This is a genomic window from Nitrosospira sp. NpAV, assembly GCF_000832065.1.
Taxonomy (GTDB): Bacteria; Pseudomonadota; Gammaproteobacteria; order Burkholderiales; family Nitrosomonadaceae; genus Nitrosospira.
Window position 1 is genome coordinate 17,290 of record NZ_JXQM01000012.1, and the last position, 21,113, is coordinate 38,402.

The 21,113-nt window shown below is 51.5% G+C and carries 22 protein-coding genes and 3 tRNA genes; 16 read left to right on the forward strand and 9 right to left on the reverse strand.

Annotated features, from left to right (window positions below; all coding sequences use genetic code 11):
• Positions 1-6: 6 nt before the first annotated feature.
• The 4 genes from SQ11_RS08195 to SQ11_RS08210 all read right to left on the reverse strand — a co-directional run bounded on the left by SQ11_RS08195 (position 7) and on the right by SQ11_RS08210 (position 3,434).
• Positions 7-1,269: a porin gene (locus SQ11_RS08195; RefSeq protein WP_232297934.1), complete on the reverse strand. Its 1,263-nt coding sequence runs from the start codon at positions 1,267-1,269 to the stop codon at positions 7-9.
• A 4-nt stretch (positions 1,270-1,273) separates the two neighbouring features.
• Positions 1,274-1,723 carry a substrate-binding domain-containing protein gene (locus SQ11_RS08200; RefSeq protein WP_232297935.1) on the reverse strand — a complete coding sequence of 150 codons (450 nt, stop codon included), beginning with the start codon at positions 1,721-1,723 and terminating at the stop codon, positions 1,274-1,276.
• A 207-nt stretch (positions 1,724-1,930) separates the two neighbouring features.
• Complete coding sequence (locus SQ11_RS08205) at positions 1,931-2,725, reverse strand: PEP-CTERM/exosortase system-associated acyltransferase (RefSeq protein WP_041513687.1); 795 nt, start codon at positions 2,723-2,725, stop codon at positions 1,931-1,933.
• A gap of 622 nt (positions 2,726-3,347) precedes the next feature.
• Positions 3,348-3,434 (reverse strand) — tRNA-Leu (locus SQ11_RS08210).
• Between the two features lie 73 nt (positions 3,435-3,507).
• Between SQ11_RS08210 and rnr the strand changes: the two genes are divergently transcribed.
• From rnr to dnaB, 7 genes are all read left to right on the forward strand, one after another.
• Positions 3,508-5,694, forward strand: a complete 2,187-nt coding sequence (gene rnr, locus SQ11_RS08215; RefSeq protein WP_052494097.1) for a ribonuclease R — start codon at positions 3,508-3,510, stop codon at positions 5,692-5,694.
• Positions 5,695-5,759: 65 nt separating this feature from the next.
• Positions 5,760-6,500 (forward strand): 23S rRNA (guanosine(2251)-2'-O)-methyltransferase RlmB, encoded by a 741-nt coding sequence (rlmB, locus tag SQ11_RS08220; protein WP_041513688.1) that lies wholly within the window; start codon positions 5,760-5,762, stop codon positions 6,498-6,500.
• 275 nt (positions 6,501-6,775) lie between these two features.
• The gene (gene rpsF / locus SQ11_RS08225) at positions 6,776-7,153 is read left to right on the forward strand and encodes a 30S ribosomal protein S6 (protein WP_041513689.1); all 378 of its coding nucleotides are present in this window, start codon (positions 6,776-6,778) and stop codon (positions 7,151-7,153) included.
• A gap of 16 nt (positions 7,154-7,169) precedes the next feature.
• Positions 7,170-7,466 carry a primosomal replication protein N gene (gene priB / locus SQ11_RS08230; protein WP_041513690.1) on the forward strand — a complete coding sequence of 99 codons (297 nt, stop codon included), beginning with the start codon at positions 7,170-7,172 and terminating at the stop codon, positions 7,464-7,466.
• Positions 7,467-7,487: 21 nt separating this feature from the next.
• Positions 7,488-7,772: a 30S ribosomal protein S18 gene (gene rpsR, locus SQ11_RS08235; protein WP_041513691.1), complete on the forward strand. Its 285-nt coding sequence runs from the start codon at positions 7,488-7,490 to the stop codon at positions 7,770-7,772.
• Between the two features lie 11 nt (positions 7,773-7,783).
• The gene (gene rplI, locus SQ11_RS08240; RefSeq protein ID WP_041513692.1) at positions 7,784-8,239 is read left to right on the forward strand and encodes a 50S ribosomal protein L9; all 456 of its coding nucleotides are present in this window, start codon (positions 7,784-7,786) and stop codon (positions 8,237-8,239) included.
• A gap of 130 nt (positions 8,240-8,369) precedes the next feature.
• Positions 8,370-9,758: a replicative DNA helicase gene (dnaB, locus tag SQ11_RS08245; RefSeq protein ID WP_041513693.1), complete on the forward strand. Its 1,389-nt coding sequence runs from the start codon at positions 8,370-8,372 to the stop codon at positions 9,756-9,758.
• 153 nt (positions 9,759-9,911) lie between these two features.
• On the opposite strand, the gene SQ11_RS08250 is transcribed toward dnaB, so the two are convergent.
• From SQ11_RS08250 to queD, 4 genes are all read right to left on the reverse strand, one after another.
• Positions 9,912-10,256, reverse strand: coding sequence for a VOC family protein (locus SQ11_RS08250; protein WP_041513694.1), 345 nt, complete (start codon positions 10,254-10,256; stop codon positions 9,912-9,914).
• A gap of 67 nt (positions 10,257-10,323) precedes the next feature.
• Positions 10,324-11,757, reverse strand: coding sequence for a PhoH family protein (locus SQ11_RS08255; RefSeq protein ID WP_052494098.1), 1,434 nt, complete (start codon positions 11,755-11,757; stop codon positions 10,324-10,326).
• Positions 11,754-12,224 carry a peroxiredoxin gene (locus SQ11_RS08260; protein ID WP_041513695.1) on the reverse strand — a complete coding sequence of 157 codons (471 nt, stop codon included), beginning with the start codon at positions 12,222-12,224 and terminating at the stop codon, positions 11,754-11,756. Before SQ11_RS08260 ends, SQ11_RS08255 begins: the two co-directional genes overlap by 4 nt.
• 179 nt (positions 12,225-12,403) lie before the next feature.
• Complete coding sequence (gene queD / locus SQ11_RS08265) at positions 12,404-12,871, reverse strand: 6-carboxytetrahydropterin synthase QueD (protein ID WP_041513696.1); 468 nt, start codon at positions 12,869-12,871, stop codon at positions 12,404-12,406.
• Between the two features lie 17 nt (positions 12,872-12,888).
• Between queD and SQ11_RS08270 the strand changes: the two genes are divergently transcribed.
• Complete coding sequence (locus SQ11_RS08270; RefSeq protein WP_041513747.1) at positions 12,889-13,749, forward strand: radical SAM protein; 861 nt, start codon at positions 12,889-12,891, stop codon at positions 13,747-13,749.
• 80 nt (positions 13,750-13,829) lie between these two features.
• Here SQ11_RS08270 and SQ11_RS08275 read toward each other — a convergent pair whose 3' ends face one another.
• The gene (locus SQ11_RS08275) at positions 13,830-14,114 is read right to left on the reverse strand and encodes a DNA-binding transcriptional regulator (RefSeq protein WP_041513697.1); all 285 of its coding nucleotides are present in this window, start codon (positions 14,112-14,114) and stop codon (positions 13,830-13,832) included.
• 288 nt (positions 14,115-14,402) lie between these two features.
• Here SQ11_RS08275 and SQ11_RS08280 point away from each other — a divergent pair, with 288 nt between their 5' ends.
• From SQ11_RS08280 to SQ11_RS08315, 8 genes are all read left to right on the forward strand, one after another.
• On the forward strand, positions 14,403-15,632 hold the full coding sequence (locus SQ11_RS08280; protein ID WP_041513698.1) for an aspartate kinase: 1,230 nt from the start codon (positions 14,403-14,405) through the stop codon (positions 15,630-15,632).
• 80 nt (positions 15,633-15,712) lie between these two features.
• A tRNA-Ser gene (locus tag SQ11_RS08285) sits at positions 15,713-15,805 on the forward strand.
• Between the two features lie 914 nt (positions 15,806-16,719).
• On the forward strand, positions 16,720-17,085 hold the full coding sequence (locus tag SQ11_RS08290) for a helix-turn-helix transcriptional regulator (RefSeq protein ID WP_041513699.1): 366 nt from the start codon (positions 16,720-16,722) through the stop codon (positions 17,083-17,085).
• A gap of 12 nt (positions 17,086-17,097) precedes the next feature.
• Positions 17,098-17,574 (forward strand): ArsI/CadI family heavy metal resistance metalloenzyme, encoded by a 477-nt coding sequence (locus SQ11_RS08295; RefSeq protein WP_041513700.1) that lies wholly within the window; start codon positions 17,098-17,100, stop codon positions 17,572-17,574.
• Positions 17,575-17,579: 5 nt separating this feature from the next.
• Positions 17,580-18,077, forward strand: a complete 498-nt coding sequence (locus tag SQ11_RS08300) for an arsenate reductase ArsC (protein ID WP_041513701.1) — start codon at positions 17,580-17,582, stop codon at positions 18,075-18,077.
• Between the two features lie 61 nt (positions 18,078-18,138).
• On the forward strand, positions 18,139-19,425 hold the full coding sequence (locus SQ11_RS08305) for an arsenic transporter (RefSeq protein ID WP_041513702.1): 1,287 nt from the start codon (positions 18,139-18,141) through the stop codon (positions 19,423-19,425).
• A 318-nt stretch (positions 19,426-19,743) separates the two neighbouring features.
• Positions 19,744-20,754: a zinc-dependent alcohol dehydrogenase family protein gene (locus SQ11_RS08310; protein ID WP_198140828.1), complete on the forward strand. Its 1,011-nt coding sequence runs from the start codon at positions 19,744-19,746 to the stop codon at positions 20,752-20,754.
• Between the two features lie 237 nt (positions 20,755-20,991).
• A tRNA-Arg gene (locus SQ11_RS08315) sits at positions 20,992-21,068 on the forward strand.
• Positions 21,069-21,113: the final 45 nt, after the last annotated feature.

Sequence of the window (21,113 nt, forward strand, 5' to 3'; positions counted from 1 at the left end):
TTGTCCCTAGAACCGATAGGAACCCAGGATTGAGAACAGATTCCAGCGCTGAGACAAGTCACCAGTATTTGGATTATCCAGCGTCGAGAGCCAGGCAGTGCCATTTACATGGTGATATTCCGCGCGCAGCATGAACTCGGGTGTGATATTCCAGCGCAATCCGACAGTGATATCCTTGGCAAAGCGGGTGTGAGCGAGCCCTGCTCTGCTGGGCCGTTCAGCCGCCCATTTCTTTCCATGGGGATCATCTTTGTCTGTGACTTGAGCATCGTAACGGACAATGCCTTCCCACTCGGGAGTAAAACGATAGACACCTTGAAAGTAGTAGCTCTCACCGTAGAAATCCATGTTGGGCGTGGCGCCGAAATTATTGTATTCAAGGCGGCGGAGCGCATATTCCGAAGTGAGGCTCCAGCGTTCGGCGTTGTATTGCGCGGAAAAAATCAAGGGGGTAAAGCGAACCGAGCCCGCCTGAAGGATATCCCCTGCACCAGGGACATAACTGATGTTGAGCTGGGATGCGCTGACGGCAAAGCGGATACGCCCACCATCAAGGTCATAATTAACGCGGCCAGTATACGAGATTTCTGGCGCCAAATGACCCGGAAATTGTCCCCCCAGCACCGCTGCTTCGGCTTCGGCACCTAGCACCAATGGACGTACCACACCAGCCTGAAAAGAGACGTCTCCTAAATCCGAACGGTGTTCTCCGTACAGGTGCACGCCGTCGGCGGCGAGCGCAAGCTTACGGGTACGGTCGAAGTAGATGGACTGAGGTAATAGAATGCTCGGCCGCGTGAAGGGAACATCACGCGTGTCATTGTAGAAGCCAAGGGGCGTTTTCATTCTGCCCAGCCGTATTCCCAATTGGCTGCTTTCTCCGGAGAAATACGTGTAATCCATAAATCCAAAATCGAGGCGGACATTGCCGGGACTGCCTTCGCCTGCAGTGCGCGACAACATTTGCGCTGAAAATTGCAGCCTGGTCAGCGGCCGCATCGAAGCGTTCAATCCCAGCTCCCTGAAGTCGAAGCTGCCGCTATCGGAGCTACTCTTGCCGAAAAAGTTATTGTTACCCGAACTCATCAGCCAAGATTGGCTTGCAAAACCATGAATCTGCAGGTTATGAGGCAACGGTGGCAGCTTTGGCAGTGTAGGCAATTTTGGCAGCATCGGCAGTGTTGGCAGTTTGTCAGCTTGTGCAGATAAACTCCATAGGAGTGCCGACAGGGCAATCACAATGATGGCCCCTGGAGAATGCTTGCGCATGCAACTATTTGATCTCGAGGACATTGACTCTGCCATCCGTCTTGGATTTGGTTAAATAGCCGATTGCTCCAGGCGTGTTGGCAACCCTAGCAAGCATTTCCTCTGGGGACATAACTGTATCAGGCGCCTGGCCCGTGCCGGAAAATACCAGCCGATCCCATGTGGAGCGCAATTGATAGGGAAAGACATTCAGCTTTTCTTTAGAAAAGGCGACGTGCAGCGGCGCGTCATCAGGCATCACAAACACTCTGATTGCTGTGCCGTCCGGCCAGGTATGGAGACGCATCCCGAAGATGGCGCGAAGAGAACTCTTGGGTAGCGTTTTCTCATTCACGCTCGGATTAGTCACAATTTCATAGGGTTCTATAGCCCAAGCCATGCTTATGGGATAGTTGATGCCAAGGAGCAGGCATAACAGTAAAATGAAGCCGCCGGTATTTTTTTTAGTTATCACGAGTTATATCATTTATCTGTTCGTGTCATCCGCTGAGGCCCAGCCAGAATCAAGATCACCAAAGTAGAAATAGGCAGCAAAAGTGGAATGTGCCTGATTCTGAGCGCATCCGCATTTTCAAGCTGTCGCCTCTTTGTCGTTCAGTCGTTACCAACAATGTTGATGTCATATATCAGGAATAAAGCTGTAGCAATCTTTTAAGGTCTGTTATTCGACTGCTTCCAGAAAATGTTCAGGATTTGATACGGAACCTTGCGTGTACTCATTGGATACTGGTCTGACCTTGCCATAGTCGGTAACCAGTTCCCAAAACTGGTGGTAATCTTTAGACATTCTATCCAGCATCTTGATTAAATTGACATAATAGGGTCTACGTTGGCCATGATGTTCGATTATGGGTCCGACTGGATCAAGCTGAAGTCCATAGAGGCTCAACAATCTATTCAATGAAGGCTCCATTACAGACAACCAGTGCGTGATATTGTGTTCGGCCGACATGCGTATGATGCCAACAGCAAGCGCCAATAGGGGGTGAGGGAAGCGCCGCTTGTTGGTCGGGTTCCAGTTTTCAATGTTCACACCCTTTTCAAGCGCATGGAGGGGTTCGTCCCTGCGCCGGGCGAATCGGCGTATGACGACGAGACGCGATATCTCACCGGTATGTTGTCGCGACACTTTGCTCATATCGATCAGGGCGGGATCAAGCCGGGTGTGCTGCTCGGTCGGAAACGGCTTTTTTGGTTCCAGCGGATCGGGAAGTATCAGGCGCGCAGTTCCGACAAATTCACCGGATGGACGATGTCGTAGAAGCATATGGGATGAATGATGGTCGTAGCAGTCGCTTTCCATCTCTGTAGGGTACTTTGACGCTTCGAACCCCGGGGCACGTTGCTCGACACAGTACACCCGGTAGCGCAGATGAAATGCCTGACGTAATAACTCCGGGGAACGAACGTCAATAACTTCGAAGTATTCGTTAAAGGCGTCGACGACATCATTCATTGGAAGAAACTCCAGTAGTTGTGATAGTAATCTGCTGGCTTCAACATCACTTGCATCACTTCCGTAGAAAGTTTTGTCTCACCGTGTTATGTCAACAGAAATCGGGATTCGCGGTAAGGTTGGGCCGCAATGCCAGAAATCCTTTTCTTTTATTACGGCGTTGTTCACATAAAATGGAATTGAATGCAGTTTTTTGCTTTTTGCCCGGCACATGATACGACGTTAGTTTCTATATCGTTATGACGAATAAAGAGGTAATGGTCTGCATCCAAGACGTTATGAGACAACGGATTGAAGGTTGTGGATAGCTGTAAGATTTTACAGTTGGAAAATACCAAAATCAGCGGCATCCAATAACTGGGGCTAATCCACGGGAAAACGGAGCGCCATTTTAACCGCGGAAATTATGGAAAACGTTTACGAGGCCGAAAATATGCCACCACAGCCATAGGATGTTATCAACGGCAGAGCTTTGACATTGCTTAACCTTTTCTTCGGTACCGCGTACCGCCTGCTATAATCCTGACGTCAAACGGTAGCGCATCCACCAGAATCGCGGAAGAACCGTGCAGTGTCGGCAATATGACGCACTTGCGATTGAATGGGAAGCGTGTTTACATCGTGGTGCCCAGAAGAGGACTCGAACCTCCACAGTGTTGCCACCGCTAGGACCTGAACCTAGTGCGTCTACCAATTCCGCCATCTGGGCGATGCCTGCTTTCTGTCTCAATATGGGACAGGGACACGGGATAGAGGCGCCAATTCTATAGGAAATCATTGCTTTGTCAATCAAGAAGAAACGCAACCTGCGCCATCTGGATCCCTACCTGGAACGTGAAAAACAACGTTACGGCCACGCGCTGCCAAGCAGGGAGTTCATGTTGCAAATCCTGGAAGACCAGGGTGTGCCCGTGAATGAAGAGGCGTTGCAGAGCTTGCTCGAGATCACAGAAGAAGAAAATGAGATTTTTAGCCGCCGTATTTCCGCAATGGTGCGCGAAGGTCAGATCATGCGTAACCGCAAAGGTGATATCTGTGTGGTTGAAAAGCTCGATCTTATCAAGGGGAGGATACAGGGTCACCCAGATGGGTTTGGATTCCTGGTGCCCGATGATGGCAGTCCGGATTTATTTCTGAGTGCCAAGGAAATGCACAAGGCGCTGCATGGCGACCGTGTGATGGTGCGTGAGATTGGCGTGGATCGAAGAGGTCGCAGGGAAGGAACCATTGTGGAAGTACTTGAGCGTGCTGTTACGCAGCTAGTGGGAAGGTTGCACGCGGATCATGGAATACTGTTTGTAGAGGCGGAGAATAGACGCATCAGTCAGGATATTTTGATACCCGGGGAAGAATCCATGAATGCCAGGGCTGGTCAGGTAGTGATGGTGGAAATCATTCAGCAGCCGAGTAAACATGCGCAACCCATTGGCCGCATCGTCGAGATCCTGGGTGAGTATACTGCGCCGGGAATGGAAATTGAAATTGCCCTGCGCAAGCATGATCTGCCTCATCTGTTCCCACCGGACGTGGAAAAGCTTTCCACCAAATTTCCGCAGAAGGTGCTAACAGAAGAGCTGACGGAAAGAGAGGATATCCGTCATCTGCCGCTGGTGACCATAGACGGCGAAACGGCGCGAGATTTTGACGACGCGGTATATTGCGAACGTGAGGGGAAGGGTTTCAAATTATATGTTGCCATTGCCGATGTCAGTCACTACGTTCGTCCGCGTGATGCACTCGATCGGGAGGCGCTTAATCGCGGCAACTCGGTGTATTTTCCCCGACGCGTGATCCCGATGCTACCGGAAGTCCTTTCCAATGGTTTATGCTCACTCAACCCGCAAGTGGAGCGTTTATGCATGGTGTGCGAGATGCTCCTGGATGCCGCGGGGGATTTTCGCGAATACCGGTTTTATCCCGCAGTCATGTATTCCCACGCCCGGTTGACCTATACTGAAGTCGCGGGCATGCTGGACAATCCCAAGGGGGGGGACGCGAAGCAATATCCAGAGCTTTTGCCGCATATCCAGTTGCTCTATAAGTTATTCAAGGTCCTACTGAAGGCAAGAACGAAACGCGGCGCAATCGATTTCGAAACCATTGAAACACAGATGATATTCAACGCTCAGGGAAAAATCGAGCGTATCCTCCCGGTAAAGCGAAATGATGCCCATCGTCTGATCGAGGAATGCATGTTGGCGGCGAATGTATGTGCCTCGGATTTTTTGCAAAAACACAAGCAACCCACCGTCTACCGTATTCATGAAGGCCCTACGCCGGAAAAGCTTGCTGCCCTGCGTGATTTCCTCAAAGAGTTCGGTGTGCAGCTAGGCGGCGGTGATGCGCCCAGTGCCAAGGATTACGCCAGGACGCTTACCAGGATAAAGGATAGGCCGGACGCGCAACTCTTGCAGACGGTAATGCTGAGATCCTTGCGTCAGGCGGTTTACAGTCCCGATAACGTGGGTCATTTCGGGCTTGCCTATGAGTCTTATACCCATTTCACATCACCTATCAGACGCTACCCCGATTTGCTGGTGCACCGTGCTATCAAGGCGGTATTGAGCGGTACCGTGTACTCTCCTGGCAGCTGGCACGAACTAGGCATGCATTGCTCCCAGACAGAGCGCCGCGCGGACGAGGCGACACGCGACGTGGAAACATGGCTCAAGTGTTATTACATGCAGGATAGAATCGGTGAATCTTTCGAGGGGGTCATCAGCGGCGTAACGGGTTTCGGTCTGTTCGTGGCGCTGGATGGCATCTACGTGGAAGGGCTGGTGCATATTTCCGAGTTACCCAGCGATTACTTTCATTTCGATACTACCAAGCACATGCTGCTGGGTGAACGTAGCGGTAAGCGCTACCGTCTTGGCGATCGACTCAAGATCAGGCTGGTGCGGGTGGATCTGGAGTCGAGCAAAATCGATTTTGTACTGGCTGAAAATGGCGGCAAGGATTCTACCTGAATTATTGAGTCAGTCAGGATGGGAGGTCCCAATCCATCGGGTCACATACAATACATGTTTAGAGAATGTCTAATTTTCGCCTTATATTCGGTTTCCATGCCGTTACCAGCCGCTTGCGGCAGAATCCCGGCAGCATCAGGGAAATTTTTCTCGATTCTACCCGGCGCGATCAACGTGCACGCGATTTAGCAAAATTTGCCGAGGTCCAAAACATTCGACTGATTGCCTGCGATCAGACAAGGCTTGCGGCTATGGCAGGCAATGCCCGCCATCAAGGCGTGGCGGCAAATATAGATGCGTCCCGGAGCCATGTGGATATCGACGATGTGCTCGATACGCTTGCGGAGCCGGCCTTACTTTTAGTCTTGGACGGCATCCACGACCCGCATAATCTGGGTGCCTGCCTGCGAGTGGGGGATGCTTTTGGCGTTCATGCCGTTATTGCGCCAAAAGATCGGGCAGTTGGACTTACAGCCACGGTGCACAAAGTAGCGAGCGGCGCTGCCGACGCCGTACCGTACGTTTCCGTAACTAATCTCGCTCGTACCTTACGAGAATTGAAACAGCGCGGTATAGCCCTAGTTGGTGCTACTGCCGATGCGGAGAGCGATCTTAATTCCACTAGACTGGACGGACCCATTGCCTGGGTCCTGGGTGCGGAGGGAAAAGGCATGCGCAGGCTTACGCGCGAAACCTGTGACCGGCTTGTTTCTATTCCCATGCTGGGCAGTGTGGAGAGCCTCAATGTTTCGGTCAGTGCTGGTATATGCTTGTTTGAGACCCGCCGGCAGCGGGCGAGACATTAGCAGGAACTCGGAAAAGTCTCCACGAAGGGTATACGGGCGCTTTGGGGGATTGCTCCGGATTAACGGAACTGCTTTCTGTCTGCAGCATTAAAATGTCAAGAGAAGATGGAATTTGGATCGCCGATGGGTACTATCCATGGATCCTTTCGTTTCAGATACCGCGTTAAATACCTCTTGCCGATTGATATTTTTGTCCTGGTTCAGTATAGTACCGACCTCTCAACCTTGCCCCACCGCGTTCGCATCCCGGGGGGTTTTACCCATAAGGAGACTGCATGCGACATTACGAAATCATTTTTATTGTCCATCCCGACCAGAGCGAGCAAGTGCCCGCAATGATCGAGCGGTATCGCGCCATAGTAACCGCAAAAAACGGCCGGATTCATCGCCTTGAAGACTGGGGACGCCGTCAGCTTGCCTATTTGATTCAGAAGGTTCATAAGGCGCATTATGTCTTGATGAATATTGAATGCGATCAGGAAACTCGCGATGAACTGGATCATGCGTTCAAATTCAACGACGCGATACTGCGCCATCTAACCATTAAAATGGACGGACCGGTGACCGCGGCTTCGCCGATGATGCGCGAAGAGAAAGCAAGGTCTGCAACGCCGGCGGCAGATGACCTCAGAGAAACCACTCTGGTGGCGTGAGGTTCGGATAAGCTAATTGAATTGCAACCAGACTGTAATTTGCGGAAAGATTATTGAAATTGGCGGTCTGCGTTATACGCCAGCCGGAGTGGCGGTGACGGAATTCAAGATCGGCCATATCTCCCGTCAAGTCGAGGCAGGAATGCCGCGACAAGTGGAATGTGAAATTTCAGCGGTTGCGTTAGCTGGGATGGCTGAAACCATCGCCGGCTTGCCACTGGGTACCAAGGTAAAGTCGATCGGCTTTTTGGCAAAAAAGAGTCGTACGAGCTTACAATTGGTGTTACATGTAAACAACGTAGATCTCATTTAGTGAGAAACAGGGAAAAGGATTATGGCTCGTTTTACTACAAGACGTAAAGATAGCAAGGACAAAGAAAAGGACAAGAAGGCCAATCGCCCCTTGTTCAAGCGCAGGAAATTCTGCCGTTTTACTGCCGAAGGTATTCAGACGGTGGATTATAAGGATATCGAGTTGTTGAAAGACTTTATCAACGAGAATGGAAAAATCATTCCCGCCCGCATTACCGGCACCAAGTCACGTTATCAGCGCCAGCTGGGTATCGCCATTGAGCGTGCGCGTTTTCTCTCACTGCTTCCTTACACTGATTTGCACTGAGGAGTGATAACATGCAGATCATACTAATGGAGAAAGTTGTCAACCTCGGCCAACTGGGCGATGTTGTTAAGGTAAAAAATGGTTATGCGCGGAATTTTCTGATCCCGCAAGGCAAGGCAAAGCGGGCAACGCCGGCTGCCATTGCCGAGTTTGATGCAAAACGCGCAGAGTTGGAAAAAACGCAGGCGGAAATTCTGGCGGGTGCTCAAGCCCATGCGGCAAAATTGGATGGATTAATGGTGCAAATTAGCCAGAAAGCCGGAGTGGATGGTAAGCTGTTTGGCTCTGTCACGAATGCTGATATCGAGGAAGCGCTTAAAGCTCAGGGGTTTGAAATTGAGCGGTCCATGATACGCATGCCGCAAGGATCGTTAAAGCAGGTGGGCGATTATCCGTTAACGATTGCACTGCATAGTGATGTATTGGCACATATCGTCGTATCAGTTCTGGGTGAAACCGCTTCTTGAGTATAAGTGCGTTTTAGTCCGGGCAAGTAAAAGGGGCTGCTGAAGCCCTTTTTATTTTTCTATGCCACCGATGCCTGACAGGCTGCTAGTGGTAGAATCTTTCCGATACTTGTAGTGTCATCCGGGTTCCATGGCTCAATTTCTCGCCGCAGCGACCAACGATCAATCGCTTGAATCCTACAAAATGCCCCCGCATTCGGTTGAAGCGGAGCAGTCTGTACTGGGTGGGCTGATGCTGGACAATTATGCCTGGGACAAGGTGGCTGACGTCATTACCGAGGATGATTTTTACCGGCAGGATCATCGGCTCATTTACCGGCATATTTGTAAGCTGGTCGAACATGGTAAACCAGCGGATGTAGTGACCGTCGCAGAGTCGCTTGAAATATCCGCGGAACTGCAAAACGTGGGGGGGCTGGCTTATGTTGGCGTGATGGCCCAAAACACGCCATCCGCAGCCAACATTCGCCGCTATGCGGAAATCGTGCGGGAGCGGGCGGTGATGCGTAGGCTGGCTCAAGTTGGATCCGAGATCGCCGAGTCTTCATATAACCCTGCAGGGCGATCCGCCGCGGATCTCCTGGATGAAGCCGAAGCCAGGGTGTTTGAAATAGCCGAGGCGGGAGCACGGGGAAAGCAAGGTTTCGTTGATATCCAGCCGCTCCTGAAACAGGTAGTGGAGCGTATCGAGACGCTCTACAATCAGGACAACCCCAGCGATGTGACGGGTATTGCTACCGGTTTCCAGGATCTAGATCAAAAAACTTCAGGTTTTCAGCCGGGCGATCTGATTATTGTTGCTGGCAGACCCTCGATGGGAAAAACCGCGTTCTCGCTCAATATAGCTGAACATGTGGCGTTAGAGCTGGAAAAACCGGTAGCGGTATTCAGTATGGAAATGGGGGGAGCGCAACTGGCAATGCGGATGCTGGGTTCCGTGGGGCGCCTGGATCAGCACAAGGTACGTACTGGCCGTTTGCAGGATGAAGACTGGTCCAAGCTGACCCATGCCTTGGGCAAGCTGAGTGACGCCCCCTTGTTTATAGATGAAAGTGCCGCCTTGAACGCATTGGAACTCAGGGCGCGGGCTCGACGGCTTTATCGTCAGCACGGTGAATTGGGGTTGATTGTGGTGGATTATTTGCAGCTGATGTCCGCTAGCGTTCAGGGCGAGAATCGCGCCACTGAGATTTCCGAAATCTCCCGTTCTCTGAAAGCGCTGGCAAAAGAACTACAGGTACCCGTAGTCGCGTTATCGCAACTGAATCGCAGCTTGGAGCAGCGTCCGAACAAGCGTCCGGTCATGTCCGATTTGCGCGAATCGGGTGCCATCGAACAGGACGCGGATTTGATCCTGTTTATTTACCGTGATGAAGTCTACAATTCGGAGACGCAGGACAAAGGGATCGCCGAAATCATTATCGGCAAGCAGCGTAACGGGCCTATCGGCAAGGTTGATCTCACTTTCCTCGGCGAATACACGAGATTTGAGAGCTATGCCAAATCCGGGCATTACTAGACCTGGATAATTTGTAGTAATCGTGATTCAATCCGAGAGTCACTGCCCGTTTTTGACCCGAAGCCGATGGTCAAACTTCCCGAAAGCGGACACCCCAACGGTGGAGTTCAGCAGCCAAAGGGCGATCGGCTGAAGCGACGCGTTAGGCGGAAATCATAGTTGCCACAAACCGTGATTCACGCCTCCCTGAATATAGATCGCAAATGTACCTCTTCCCGGAATCTCCAACGGAGGGTGCGCAACGAAAGCGCCCTGCCGAGATACTGCATCCAGCGCCGCTTCGATGTCGCCAACGAGCCAGTACGGTCGAACGATGGGCTCCTCCGTATCCCGCAAGGGACCGCGCACGCCAATGCTGCCTCCATCCGGGAGCCGAGCCGTCCGCGCACCTCCAAGAAGCGGATCAGCCGAACCAAACTTGATGCGGTGTGCAGCCTCATAGGCCGCACACACAGCCTCTACATCTGAAGCGACAATCTCTAGGTAATGAACTTTCATTCCACACTCTTTCGTGTTTCCGGCCTAACAATTATTAGTAAGACCAAGTCGCGACTGCTACATCTCGCTACAATACCTCTGCCGCATAATCCGCCAACCTGGAGCGCTCCCCGCGCTGTAAGGTCACGTGTCCGTTGTGATCCCATCCCTTGAAACGATCGACCACGTAGGTCAACCCCGAGCTTCCCTCCGACAGATAAGGCGTGTCTATTTGTGCGATGTTGCCCAGGCAGACTACCTTGGTGGCGGGACCAGCCCGTGTGATGAGTGTTTTCATCTGTTTAGGCGTGAGATTCTGCGCTTCGTCGATGATCAGAAACTTGTTGATGAAAGTGCGGCCACGCATGAAATTGAGTGATTTAATCTTGATACGTGAGCGAATCAGGTCACGTGTGGCGGCGCGCCCCCAATCGCCAGCATCATTGTCGGTTTTGTTGAGTACATCCAGATTGTCTTCCAGCGCTCCCATCCATGGCGTCATCTTTTCTTCTTCGGTACCGGGTAGAAAGCCGATGTCCTCACCCACCGGCACGGTAACCCGAGTCATGATGATTTCCGAATAAACCTTGTACTCAAGGGTCTGCATGAGGCCAGCGGCGAGGGTCAGCAATGTTTTACCGGTACCCGCTTGTCCCAACAGCGTGACGAAATCCACTTCCGGGTTCATCAGGAGATTGAGCGCAAAATTCTGCTCACGGTTGCGTGCCGTGATGCCCCAGATATTGTTTTTCTGGTGCGTGTAATCTTTGAGCGTTTGCAGAACCGCGGTCTTGCCGCTACGTTCCTTTACCAGGGCGTAGAACGGTTTGTCATGCTCCAGATAAACAAACTGATTGATCAGGAAACTGGTGCAAAGCGGGCCGCTTACGCGATAAAACGTATGTCCGGATTGTTGCCATGACTCCATTTCCTTACCATGCCTGTCCCAGAAATCCACTGGCAGTTCCTGAATGCCGGAATAGAGAAGATCAGTATCCTCCAGCACTTTGTCGTTAAAATAATCTTCCGCTGCCAACCCCAGCGCACGCGCCTTGATGCGCATGTTAATGTCCTTGGAAACCAGCGCGACGCTGCGGTTGAGACAGGTTTCATGCAAAAATTTTACTACGCCGATAATCTGATTGTCAGCACTGCCGCTCGCCAGCCGCACCGGTAGAACGCTACTGATCGCCTGGGTCTGAAGGAACAGCCGTCCGGTCGCATTCTTGCTGCCATGCGATTCCAGTGAAATGCCTTCGTCAATATCCGTTATCGCGCTGCTTACGATCTCATCCAGGAAACGGCTTGTCTGACGGGCATTGCGCGCCACTTCCGACATTCCTTTCTTGTTGTTGTCGAGCTCTTCGAGCGTCACCATGGGAATATAGATGTCGTGTTCCTCGAAATGGAACAGACTGGTGGGATCATGCATCAGTACATTGCTGTCGAGTACAAATAGCTTGGGGTTGGCCCGCAAGCGGGTGATTGTGGTAACGGGAGAAGTCGATTTTCTGGAGCTCATGACCCCTCTCTGGGCAGAGTTTTCACGAACTCAAGCACTTCCTGAACGTGGCCGGGAACCTTGACCCCCCTCCATTCCCTCTGCAACGCTCCTTTCGCATCCAGCACGAAAGTGCTGCGTTCTATGCCACGAACCTGCTTGCCATACATATTTTTCATCTTCATGACATCGAACAATTTGCAGACAGCTTCATCACTGTCGCTCAAAAGTTCGAAAGGGAAATCCATCTTCGCCTTGAAGTTCTCGTGCGATTTAATGTTATCGCGCGAGACACCAACAATGTCACAGTCGAGCTTGGCGAATTCGCTGTAAGCATCGCGGAACTGCTGGCCTTCCGTGGTACAGCCTGGTGTGTCATCTTTTGGGTAAAAATAAATTACCAGGCTTTTTCCGGATGCTTGAGATAGGCTGAATACCTTGCCGCCGGTGGAGGGAAGTTCAAAATCGGGAATGGGCTGAGCTAACATGGGGAAGCCTCATTGGAATAATTCATAAAAAGATAACTTGTAAATTTTCATCACCTTGCATGGTAACAAAAAGAAGTTATAAAGCAAATCAACCATTACGCCAAGATGGGGAGCGTTCGCAGGAGGCCCATGAGGTTTTAGCCGCTTTCGGCCAAAGAAATCGAGCGTAAGTCATCATCTTACGGGGTGGAACTGCCAAGTGTTTGTTCTCGCGTCGCATCTGCCCAGCAATTGGGTGTTTCGAACAAGCGCACCCGTTCCAGTCTGAGATGATTGCCATAGCTATCCCGGTAGGCTGTATCAAGTATGCGGAATGCGGCGAGTGCGAGATTTTCCGCTGTGGGCGGTACATCGAGCACGATTGTCTTGTGGCCGGCGAGAGATTGAAGAAATTGTACTACCGCTACATCTTTTGAATACACCAGGAATGCATGATCCCATTCATCGACCAGGACAGCGCTGGCTATACTTTTAACTTCTGAATAATCCATCACCATTCCTTGCTCGGGAACTCCTGCCTCAGTGATAATGTCACCTGACAAGGTGATTTCAATAGCGTAACGATGGCCGTGCAAGTGGCGGCATTTGCTATTGTGGGAAGGTATGCGGTGGCCGGCATCGAATTCCAGCCTGCGTGTAATTAACATTTATGAGGATTGTAGCATTGGAGCACGCCTCCAAACTATTGAATATTGCGGATCACAGCCGCGACAGCGCGGGAATGACCTATATCTATCCGGTGGTGTCGCGCCGCGCTGGAGGCGTCTCAGTGGGTGTCAATCTTAATCCCAACAACGCCTGTAACTGGCGTTGTGTTTATTGCCAGGTTCCGGAGCTCAAGCGCGGCACGGCACCGGTGATTGACTTGACCCAGCTCGACGACGAGTTGCGCACCTTTTTGCATGAAATTCAATATGGTTCCTTCATGCAGACACAAGTACCCCTGGATGCAAGACGCATCAATGATATTGCTCTATCCGGAAATGGGGAACCCACTAGCGCCGGAGAATTTGCGCAGGTGATCGAATTGATTGCACGGGTAAAGCGCGACTTTGAGCTGGCCAGGCAGCTAAAATTGGTGCTGATTACCAATGGAAGCCTGGTTGACCGGCCCGGCGTGCAGGCTGGATTGCGCCGCATGGCGGAGCTTAATGGCGAGATCTGGTTCAAGCTGGACAGCGTCACGCGCGAAGGAAGACAGCGCATCAACAATACAAGAATGAGCTTGAAGCGGATGCGCGAGAATCTGCAATTGGCTGCATCCTCGTGTCCTACCTGGCTGCAAACCTGCGTGTTTCAAATCGATGACGAACCGCCTGCCAGCGCGGAATCTGCCGCTTATCTTAAATTTCTAGAAGGATTATTACGGGAAGGCGTGCCGATCAAGGGAATACTGTTATATGGCCTGGCGCGTCCATCCATGCAGCCTGAAGCGCCACGGCTCACAAAAGTCAGCCAAGTATGGATGGACACATTTTGTGCGAAAATCCAGTCTCTTGGACTCGCCGTAAAGCTCAACCCGTAATTGCCAAATTTTGGTTTACCAAAGGACATCCGACAGGACAGAACCAATGATCATTTGGCTGCTGCGACTAACTGCCACAGTTATTTTGACTTGGCGGATTTTTTAAGACTTTTGTATAAATCAGGGTCCTGGCTTTTCAGCAATGCGGCCACGACGAGGTCATCTTTTCTGATCTTTGCCAGATCGATATGTTCGATATGCACAAGTCTTACGAGCTCTCTCACCGGTCTTGGCATATTCCGCCCGCTTTCATAACGTGAGCCCCCACTTTGAGTGACGCCTACCTTGCTCCAAAAATCATGCTGATTGAGACCAAGCTTACGCCGGATGTCGCGAGGGTTGGATATTTCTTCAAAGAGTTTCATAAGGGCAGCTCTCTATAGGTTAAGGTATATGTTATAAGATTATTGCGCGTTCATAAATTTAATTTGTTTTCTTATTCAATGCAAGTTTTAAGTGCATGCTGCTTGATATTTTTCGGGATCTCCCTGTTATCATTATTGCATATGTTTAGTTATTTCCGGTAATCGGGTAAAATTCCCGTTTCCACAGAGTCAAATTCTTTACCGTTGGAAGCGTAATTGATTCAACATATAAGACCCGTTTGTTCGCGGCAGAGTTCCATATTTTTTTAACGTGAAAGCGTCGGTAACGTGACACTGATTATTCAAAAATACGGCGGTACGTCGGTTGGCAGCACTGAGCGAATCAAAAACGTTGCCCGACGGATAGCAAGATTTCAATCCCGGGGGCATCAGGTGGTGGTGGTAGTTTCCGCCATGAGCGGTGAAACCAATCGCCTCATCGCCATGGCCAAGGAATTTCAGGCTCATCCCGATCCACGTGAACTGGATGTCATGGTGTCGACCGGTGAGCAGGTTTCCGTTGCCCTGCTGTCTATGGCGCTGATGGATCTGGGTGTCAAGGCAAAAAGCTATACCGGCGCACAAGTTCGAATACTTACCGACAATGCCTATACTAAAGCGCGCATACTAAAAATTGATGAAGATAGAATCCGCGCTGATCTTGATGCCGGATATGTTGTAGCGGTAGCGGGCTTTCAGGGGGTGGACGAAAGCGACAACATCACCACCTTGGGCCGCGGCGGGTCTGATACCACGGGTGTGGCATTGGCAGCGGCGCTTAAAGCCGAAGAATGCCAGATTTATACCGACGTGGATGGTATTTACACGACTGACCCGCGCATTGTCCCCGAAGCGCGGAAACTCAAGACTATTACCTTTGAGGAAATGCTCGAAATGGCAAGCCTTGGTTCCAAGGTGTTGCAAATTCGTTCGGTGGAATTTGCCGGTAAATATAAAGTCAGGTTGCGGGTGCTGTCCAGTTTCGACGAAGAGGGCGAGGGCACCCTTATTACTTTCGAGGAAGGCGAGAACATGGAACGCGCGATTATTTCAGGTATTGCATTCAACCGTGATGAAGCGAAAATTACCGTACTTGGGGTGCCGGATAGGCCAGGCATTGCTTATCAGATTCTTGGCCCGGTAGCCGATGCCAATATCGACGTGGATATGATTATCCAGAATGTCGGTCACGATGGCATGACTGACTTCTCATTTACCATAAATCGGAATGAGTTTCCCAGAACCATGGATATCCTCGAGAATCAGGTGCAGCCCCATATCGGCGCACGTGGTGTAATCGGTGGCGACAGAATAGCCAAGGTATCGGTGGTGGGTGTGGGAATGCGCTCGCACGTCGGCATTGCCAGCAGAATGTTCCGTGCCCTGGCGGAAGAAGGCATTAATATCCAGATGATTTCCACCTCCGAAATAAAAATTTCTGTGGTGGTGGATGAAAAGTACATGGAACTCGCGGTACGGGTATTGCATAAGGTTTTCGAATTGGAGCAGGTATCCTGAAATTCTGCGAAACGCGATGGTGTGGTACGATCCATGGTTTGACCGAAGGGTGGTAAACCGCTATCCTAATGCGTCTTTTTGGAGAGATGGCCGAGTGGTCGAAGGCGCTCCCCTGCTAAGGGAGTATAGGCTCAAAAGGCTTATCGAGGGTTCGAATCCCTCTCTCTCCGCCAATTGAAATCGCTTACTTGAAAGCCCCCCAATATCCCTCGAAAGGTGGCGGCGTTTCAGCGGTTCTAAATCCTGTATTTCCGTGGTATTGAAATCCACCCGGAAACGTGGCGGTTGTACAATCGCCTCGGAACTCCAAAGTTTATGCGGGTTCGATATAAAATCCAGAGTGGTTCTAGGTGCGGCATCGCATGAACGCATGGGGCGCGGCGATTGAGTGGATTTCTCGATCAGAGCGGTCCTGTCGGTTTCGGGTTTCTTGATCCGGGTTTTATACGCCTTGACCATCGAATCGTTATCTGTCTCAACCAGCCTGTCCATCAATTTCAATTGTTCGACTTTGCCATCCAGCTTGCGTAACTCATCCTCAAGCGATAGCCGCTGCGTAATTTGCGCCTGCCGGTAACGCCGCCATATTTCAAGCATCCTGGTCGCAGTTTTTGATTAACGGTGCAGCAGGCTTTTCAATTCGCCCTCGATCTTTCCGCGCCGAATGGCTTTGCCCTAGCTCTCGCATGCCTTGGTAAAGCAGTAGTAATACAGATAGTATTTACTGCACCCCTTGGTCCAGCATGCAGTGAGTGGATTATCGCAATCGGCGCACCGTATCGCAGACCTGAGCGGGAAATCTTCATTCAAATCTCTGCGAGCCGGTATTTTGGCTTTTTCCTGCATGCGCATCTGGATTTTCCGATACGTCTCTAGCCTGGGTTCCCCTGCGCACGGCAATACCTACATCACAACGTGGTGCGCATCTGGGCAGGTCAAAGAAGAGAAGTCGTCGTGTTTGGTCCCTGAAGCTTGAACTACACAAAATCCCGTGAGGCAACACTTGCGGCAGTCGGAATATTCCAAAAGGAGCTATAAAATTCATATAACGCTTGACTTAATTCGATTATTCTATAATATTGGAACTATGGAAACTAAAGAAGCTGTTACGGCTCTCGCGGCGCTCGCACATGAAACACGCCTTTCGATATTCCGCCTCCTCGTTCAGGTGGGACCGGAAGGAATTCCCGTGGGGCAGATTGGCGAAGAAGTGAAAGTCGCCCCTGCTACGCTCTCATTTCACCTGAAGGAACTTTCTCACGCCGGGCTGATTTCGTCGCGCCAGGAAAGCCGGTTCATTTTTTATACCGTCAACTTTGAGCGCATGGCGGCCATCATGACCTTTCTGACGCAAAACTGCTGCCAGGGCATGCCCCAAGAGTGCCTTACTGTCGCGGAAACACCTCTTAGCAGTTGCTGCGACACAAATTCCAAAGCCAAACCTAAAGAATAAGGATTCACAATCATGAAGCGCTTTCACGTCCACGTTGCCGTTGATGATCTGGATGCCAACATACGTTTTTATTCCGCGGTGTTTGGTAGCCCGCCCACTGTTGAAAAACCCGACTATGCGAAATGGATGATCGAGGAACCCCGTCTTAATTTCGCAATTTCCAATCGTGGCGCAAAAACCGGTCTGGATCATCTGGGATTTCAGGTCGATTCGGATGAGGAGCTAGGGGAATTGCGCCAGAAAGCGGCCGATGCAGAAATTGCCGCGCTCGATCAGCTACAGTCGGAATGTTGCTATGCCCGTTCGGATAAATACTGGATCACCGACCCGCAGGGCATTGCCTGGGAAACCTATCATATGCTCGGCGCAGTCGAGATTTATGGGACGGATATGCCCAAAGCTGCAGAACTCGCTGCTGAACGGGCCGCATGCTGCGCTCCAAAGCCCAATTTAATTAACGCCGTCCCGAAGCGCTCAAGCTGCTGCTAAAGATCATGACCATTCGCCCCTTCAACGTTTTGTTTCTGTGCACCGGCAATTCCGCCCGCAGCATTCTTGCCGAAACTTATCTTAATGCGTCCGGACAGGGTAGGTTCCACGCTTACAGCGCCGGAAGTTTTCCAACGGGAAAGGTTAATCCCTACGCGCTTGAGCTTCTGGAAGAAAATCACCTTCCGACCGAAGGGCTGAGAAGCAAGGCATGGGACGAATTCGCCAAGCCCGACGCGCCAAAAATAGACATCATCATTACGGTCTGCGATCAGGCGGCGGGGGAAGTGTGCCCGGTCTGGCCTGGTCAACCTATTACGGCACATTGGGGCGTAGAAGATCCCGCAAAAGCAACAGGCGATAATGATGCCAAGCAAACCGCCTTTATCCACGCCTTTTCCGTACTTCAGCGGCGCATCGACCTACTCATAAATCTCAACCCCGACAGGCTTGATCGCAGGGCCACCGAAGAACAGCTCCGAACAATCGGAGAAGCGGAATAATACGGCTCTCGAGCTGTAAAAGCCGTAGAGAGCGGTAAAACCCGCTCAGAAGGAGATTGAGGTGCTTGCCGCGCTACTGATTTTTCTTGTCACCATTGTTCTGGTGATCTGGCAACCGCGCGGGCTCGGCATCGGCTGGAGCGCAATGCTCGGGGCCTCCGTGGCGCTGCTATCCGGCGTGGTGCATCCTAGCGATATTCTGATTGTCTGGCAGATTGTCTGGAACGCGACGGCCACCTTCATCGCCGTTATCATCATCAGCCTGTTGCTGGATGAGGCCGGATTTTTCGAATGGGCGGCTCTGCACGTGGCACGGTGGGGCGGCGGACATGGCCGGATGCTATTTGCCTTGATCATCCTGCTCGGGGCGTCAGTCGCTGCCTTATTTGCCAATGATGGGGCGGCGCTAATTCTCACGCCCATCGTGATGGCGATGCTCCTGGCATTGGGATTCAATCCGGCAGCCACTCTCGCGTTTGTAATGGCGGCGGGTTTTATCGCCGATGTTGCCAGCCTGCCGTTCGTTGTTTCCAATCTGGTCAATATCGTATCCGCCGATTTTTTTAAAATCGGGTTCAACTCTTACGCCTCGGTCATGATTCCGGTAAATATCGCGGCAGTGATCGCCGCCCTGAGTATGTTATTGCTCTATTTTCGCCACGGTATTCCAGCATACTATGAGGTGAGGCAGCTTAAGCGACCCAGCGATGCCATCCGGGACGTGGTGACTTTTCGCACCGGCTGGCTGGTGCTCGTGCTGCTGCTGGTCGGATTTTTCGGACTCGAACCGGTCGGGATACCGATCAGTGCTGTTGCGGCTGCTGGTGCGGTGCTTCTCTTTGTTGTGGCCGCGCAGGGACATGTCATCAGCACCCGTAAGGTACTGCGCGAGGCTCCCTGGCAGATTGTCATTTTTTCGCTTGGGATGTATCTCGTGGTTTATGGTTTGCGCAATGAGGGGCTTACCGACTATATCGCCCAATTGCTTGATTACTTTGCACAGCGGGGAATATGGGGAGCCGCATTCGGAACCGGCCTTCTTACTGCCTTCCTCTCCTCAATCATGAATAATATGCCAACGGTGCTGGTGGGAGCGCTTTCCATTGATGCCACGAATACCGCAGGCGCAGTCAAGGAAGCGATGATCTATGCCAATGTGATTGGCTGCGACCTGGGACCCAAGATCACGCCTATCGGATCACTGGCGACGCTGCTCTGGCTCCATGTCCTGGCCCGCAAGGGTATGAAAATCACCTGGGGCTATTATTTTACGGTAGGCATCGTGCTGACCGTGCCAGTCTTGCTGTTGACGTTGGCAGCCTTGGCATTACGTCTCAGTATGCCTTGACTATTGCGCTGCCCTGGATTTTTTATTGATCCGGATGAGAAATATGAATATGGGAAAAAGAAGAAAGGACGCAAAAATGGTGGTTAAGGATCAAATCCGTTCATGAGGACGGCTCCTGAAAGTATGGCGCATTACTCTTGAGATAGTCGTTCCATTGCTCTAGAATTTCCAGAAGGTGGTTCGAAGTTTCGCACTCCGCGTCCGCCAAATAGCTTTCCCAAATCGGGTTATGGCATTCTTCCTTCGATGGGTTCCCCAATTTCGATTGTTGTCATGATTGTTATTGTTGAACTCAACAATTGAGCTTTGCGGGGCAACATGTCCGAGCTGGATTATTCCATGCAAGCAATGGTGCTGGATGAGCAGGGACAAACGGTGCATATGCGCTGCCTGCCTCGTCCCCGGCCAAATCCGGATCAACTGCTTATTAAAATAGCGGCCTGTGCCGTTTGCCGCACGGATCTGCATATCATTGACGGTGAATTGCCCGGACCAAAGCTGCCGATAATTCCCGGTCATGAGATCGTGGGGCGGGTGGTGTCTTGCGGAACAAACGTCCACAATTTTGCGATTGGGGAGCGGATTGGTATTCCCTGGCTGGGTTGGACCTGTGGGCACTGCCGGTACTGCCGTAATGGCCATGAAAATTTGTGTGCGGAAGCCAAGTTTACCGGATATCAAATCGATGGTGGCTATGCAGAATATACCGTTGCGGACGCGCGTTACTGTTTCCGCATACCGGAAGCTTACAGTGACGTCGAAGCGGCACCCTTATTATGTGCTGGCCTGATTGGCTATCGCGCGTTCAAAATGGCAGGGACCGCGGATCGGGTTGGGATTTACGGTTTTGGCGCAGCGGCCCATATCGTGGCGCAAATCCTGCGTTATCAGGGGCGGAGATTATTCGCGTTCACACGCGCTGGTGATACGATGGCACAGGATTTTGCCAGCCGGATGGGTGCGGCGTGGGTAGGCAACTCGGATGTGACGCCGCCTGAAGAGCTTGATGCCGCCATTATTTTTGCCTCCGCCGGCGCTTTGGTGCCTGCCGCACTGCGCGCTATCCGCCCAGGGGGGATCGTGATTTGTGGTGGCATCCACATGAGCGAAATCCCTGCTTTTCCCTACGACATTCTATGGCGCGAAAAACATCTGGTCTCGGTTGCTAACCTGACTCGCCAAGACGCCGAAGAATTTCTGGTATTGGCGCCGAAAGTGCCCATTCGGGTGACGACGGAATCCCTGTCGCTAAGCCAGGCCGATACCGCGCTGATGAGACTACGAGAAGGAAAACTGACAGGTGCGGCGGTATTGATTCCCGATCGTTAAGCTTTCAAGACGGTAAACCGGACCGTGGCTGATTCGACGTTCGCGGCGCATAACATCAGAAAGTCATGCACTTTTTCTGGCGGATTAAGTAAAGAACTATAGAGAATTACTGTAACGTGGCAATGAGGAGAATTTCCCCAAAAATTTTAATTGATGGATTCACTTTGACGTGATGAGTCGCCAGTCTGGTATAATTGTGCCTAGTAGCCTGCCGGAGTTAAAGGATCGGCTGCGAAAGCGCCCGTAGCTCAGTTGGATAGAGTACTTGGCTACGAACCAAGGGGTCGTGGGTTCGAATCCTGCCGGGCGCGCCATGAAATCAAGGAGTTAGAGAATCCTCTAACTCCTTTTTCTTTGCC

What these genes read in the sequence shown, in the direction of transcription:
- SQ11_RS08295 (WP_041513700.1), top strand. Translation starts at nt 17,098, where the DNA reads ATGAAGCGCTTTCACGTCCACGTTGCCGTTGATGATCTGGATGCCAAC.
- SQ11_RS08310 (WP_198140828.1), top strand. Translation starts at nt 19,744, where the DNA reads ATGTCCGAGCTGGATTATTCCATGCAAGCAATGGTGCTGGATGAGCAG.
- rpsR (WP_041513691.1), top strand. Translation starts at nt 7,488, where the DNA reads ATGGCTCGTTTTACTACAAGACGTAAAGATAGCAAGGACAAAGAAAAG.
- SQ11_RS08260 (WP_041513695.1), bottom strand. Translation starts at nt 12,224, where the DNA reads ATGTTAGCTCAGCCCATTCCCGATTTTGAACTTCCCTCCACCGGCGGC.
- rlmB (WP_041513688.1), top strand. Translation starts at nt 5,760, where the DNA reads ATGTCTAATTTTCGCCTTATATTCGGTTTCCATGCCGTTACCAGCCGC.
- SQ11_RS08195 (WP_232297934.1), bottom strand. Translation starts at nt 1,269, where the DNA reads ATGCGCAAGCATTCTCCAGGGGCCATCATTGTGATTGCCCTGTCGGCA.
- SQ11_RS08300 (WP_041513701.1), top strand. Translation starts at nt 17,580, where the DNA reads ATGACCATTCGCCCCTTCAACGTTTTGTTTCTGTGCACCGGCAATTCC.
- dnaB (WP_041513693.1), top strand. Translation starts at nt 8,370, where the DNA reads ATGGCTCAATTTCTCGCCGCAGCGACCAACGATCAATCGCTTGAATCC.
- SQ11_RS08290 (WP_041513699.1), top strand. Translation starts at nt 16,720, where the DNA reads ATGGAAACTAAAGAAGCTGTTACGGCTCTCGCGGCGCTCGCACATGAA.
- rplI (WP_041513692.1), top strand. Translation starts at nt 7,784, where the DNA reads ATGCAGATCATACTAATGGAGAAAGTTGTCAACCTCGGCCAACTGGGC.
- SQ11_RS08255 (WP_052494098.1), bottom strand. Translation starts at nt 11,757, where the DNA reads ATGAGCTCCAGAAAATCGACTTCTCCCGTTACCACAATCACCCGCTTG.
- SQ11_RS08205 (WP_041513687.1), bottom strand. Translation starts at nt 2,725, where the DNA reads ATGAATGATGTCGTCGACGCCTTTAACGAATACTTCGAAGTTATTGAC.
- rpsF (WP_041513689.1), top strand. Translation starts at nt 6,776, where the DNA reads ATGCGACATTACGAAATCATTTTTATTGTCCATCCCGACCAGAGCGAG.
- SQ11_RS08250 (WP_041513694.1), bottom strand. Translation starts at nt 10,256, where the DNA reads ATGAAAGTTCATTACCTAGAGATTGTCGCTTCAGATGTAGAGGCTGTG.
- SQ11_RS08275 (WP_041513697.1), bottom strand. Translation starts at nt 14,114, where the DNA reads ATGAAACTCTTTGAAGAAATATCCAACCCTCGCGACATCCGGCGTAAG.
- queD (WP_041513696.1), bottom strand. Translation starts at nt 12,871, where the DNA reads ATGTTAATTACACGCAGGCTGGAATTCGATGCCGGCCACCGCATACCT.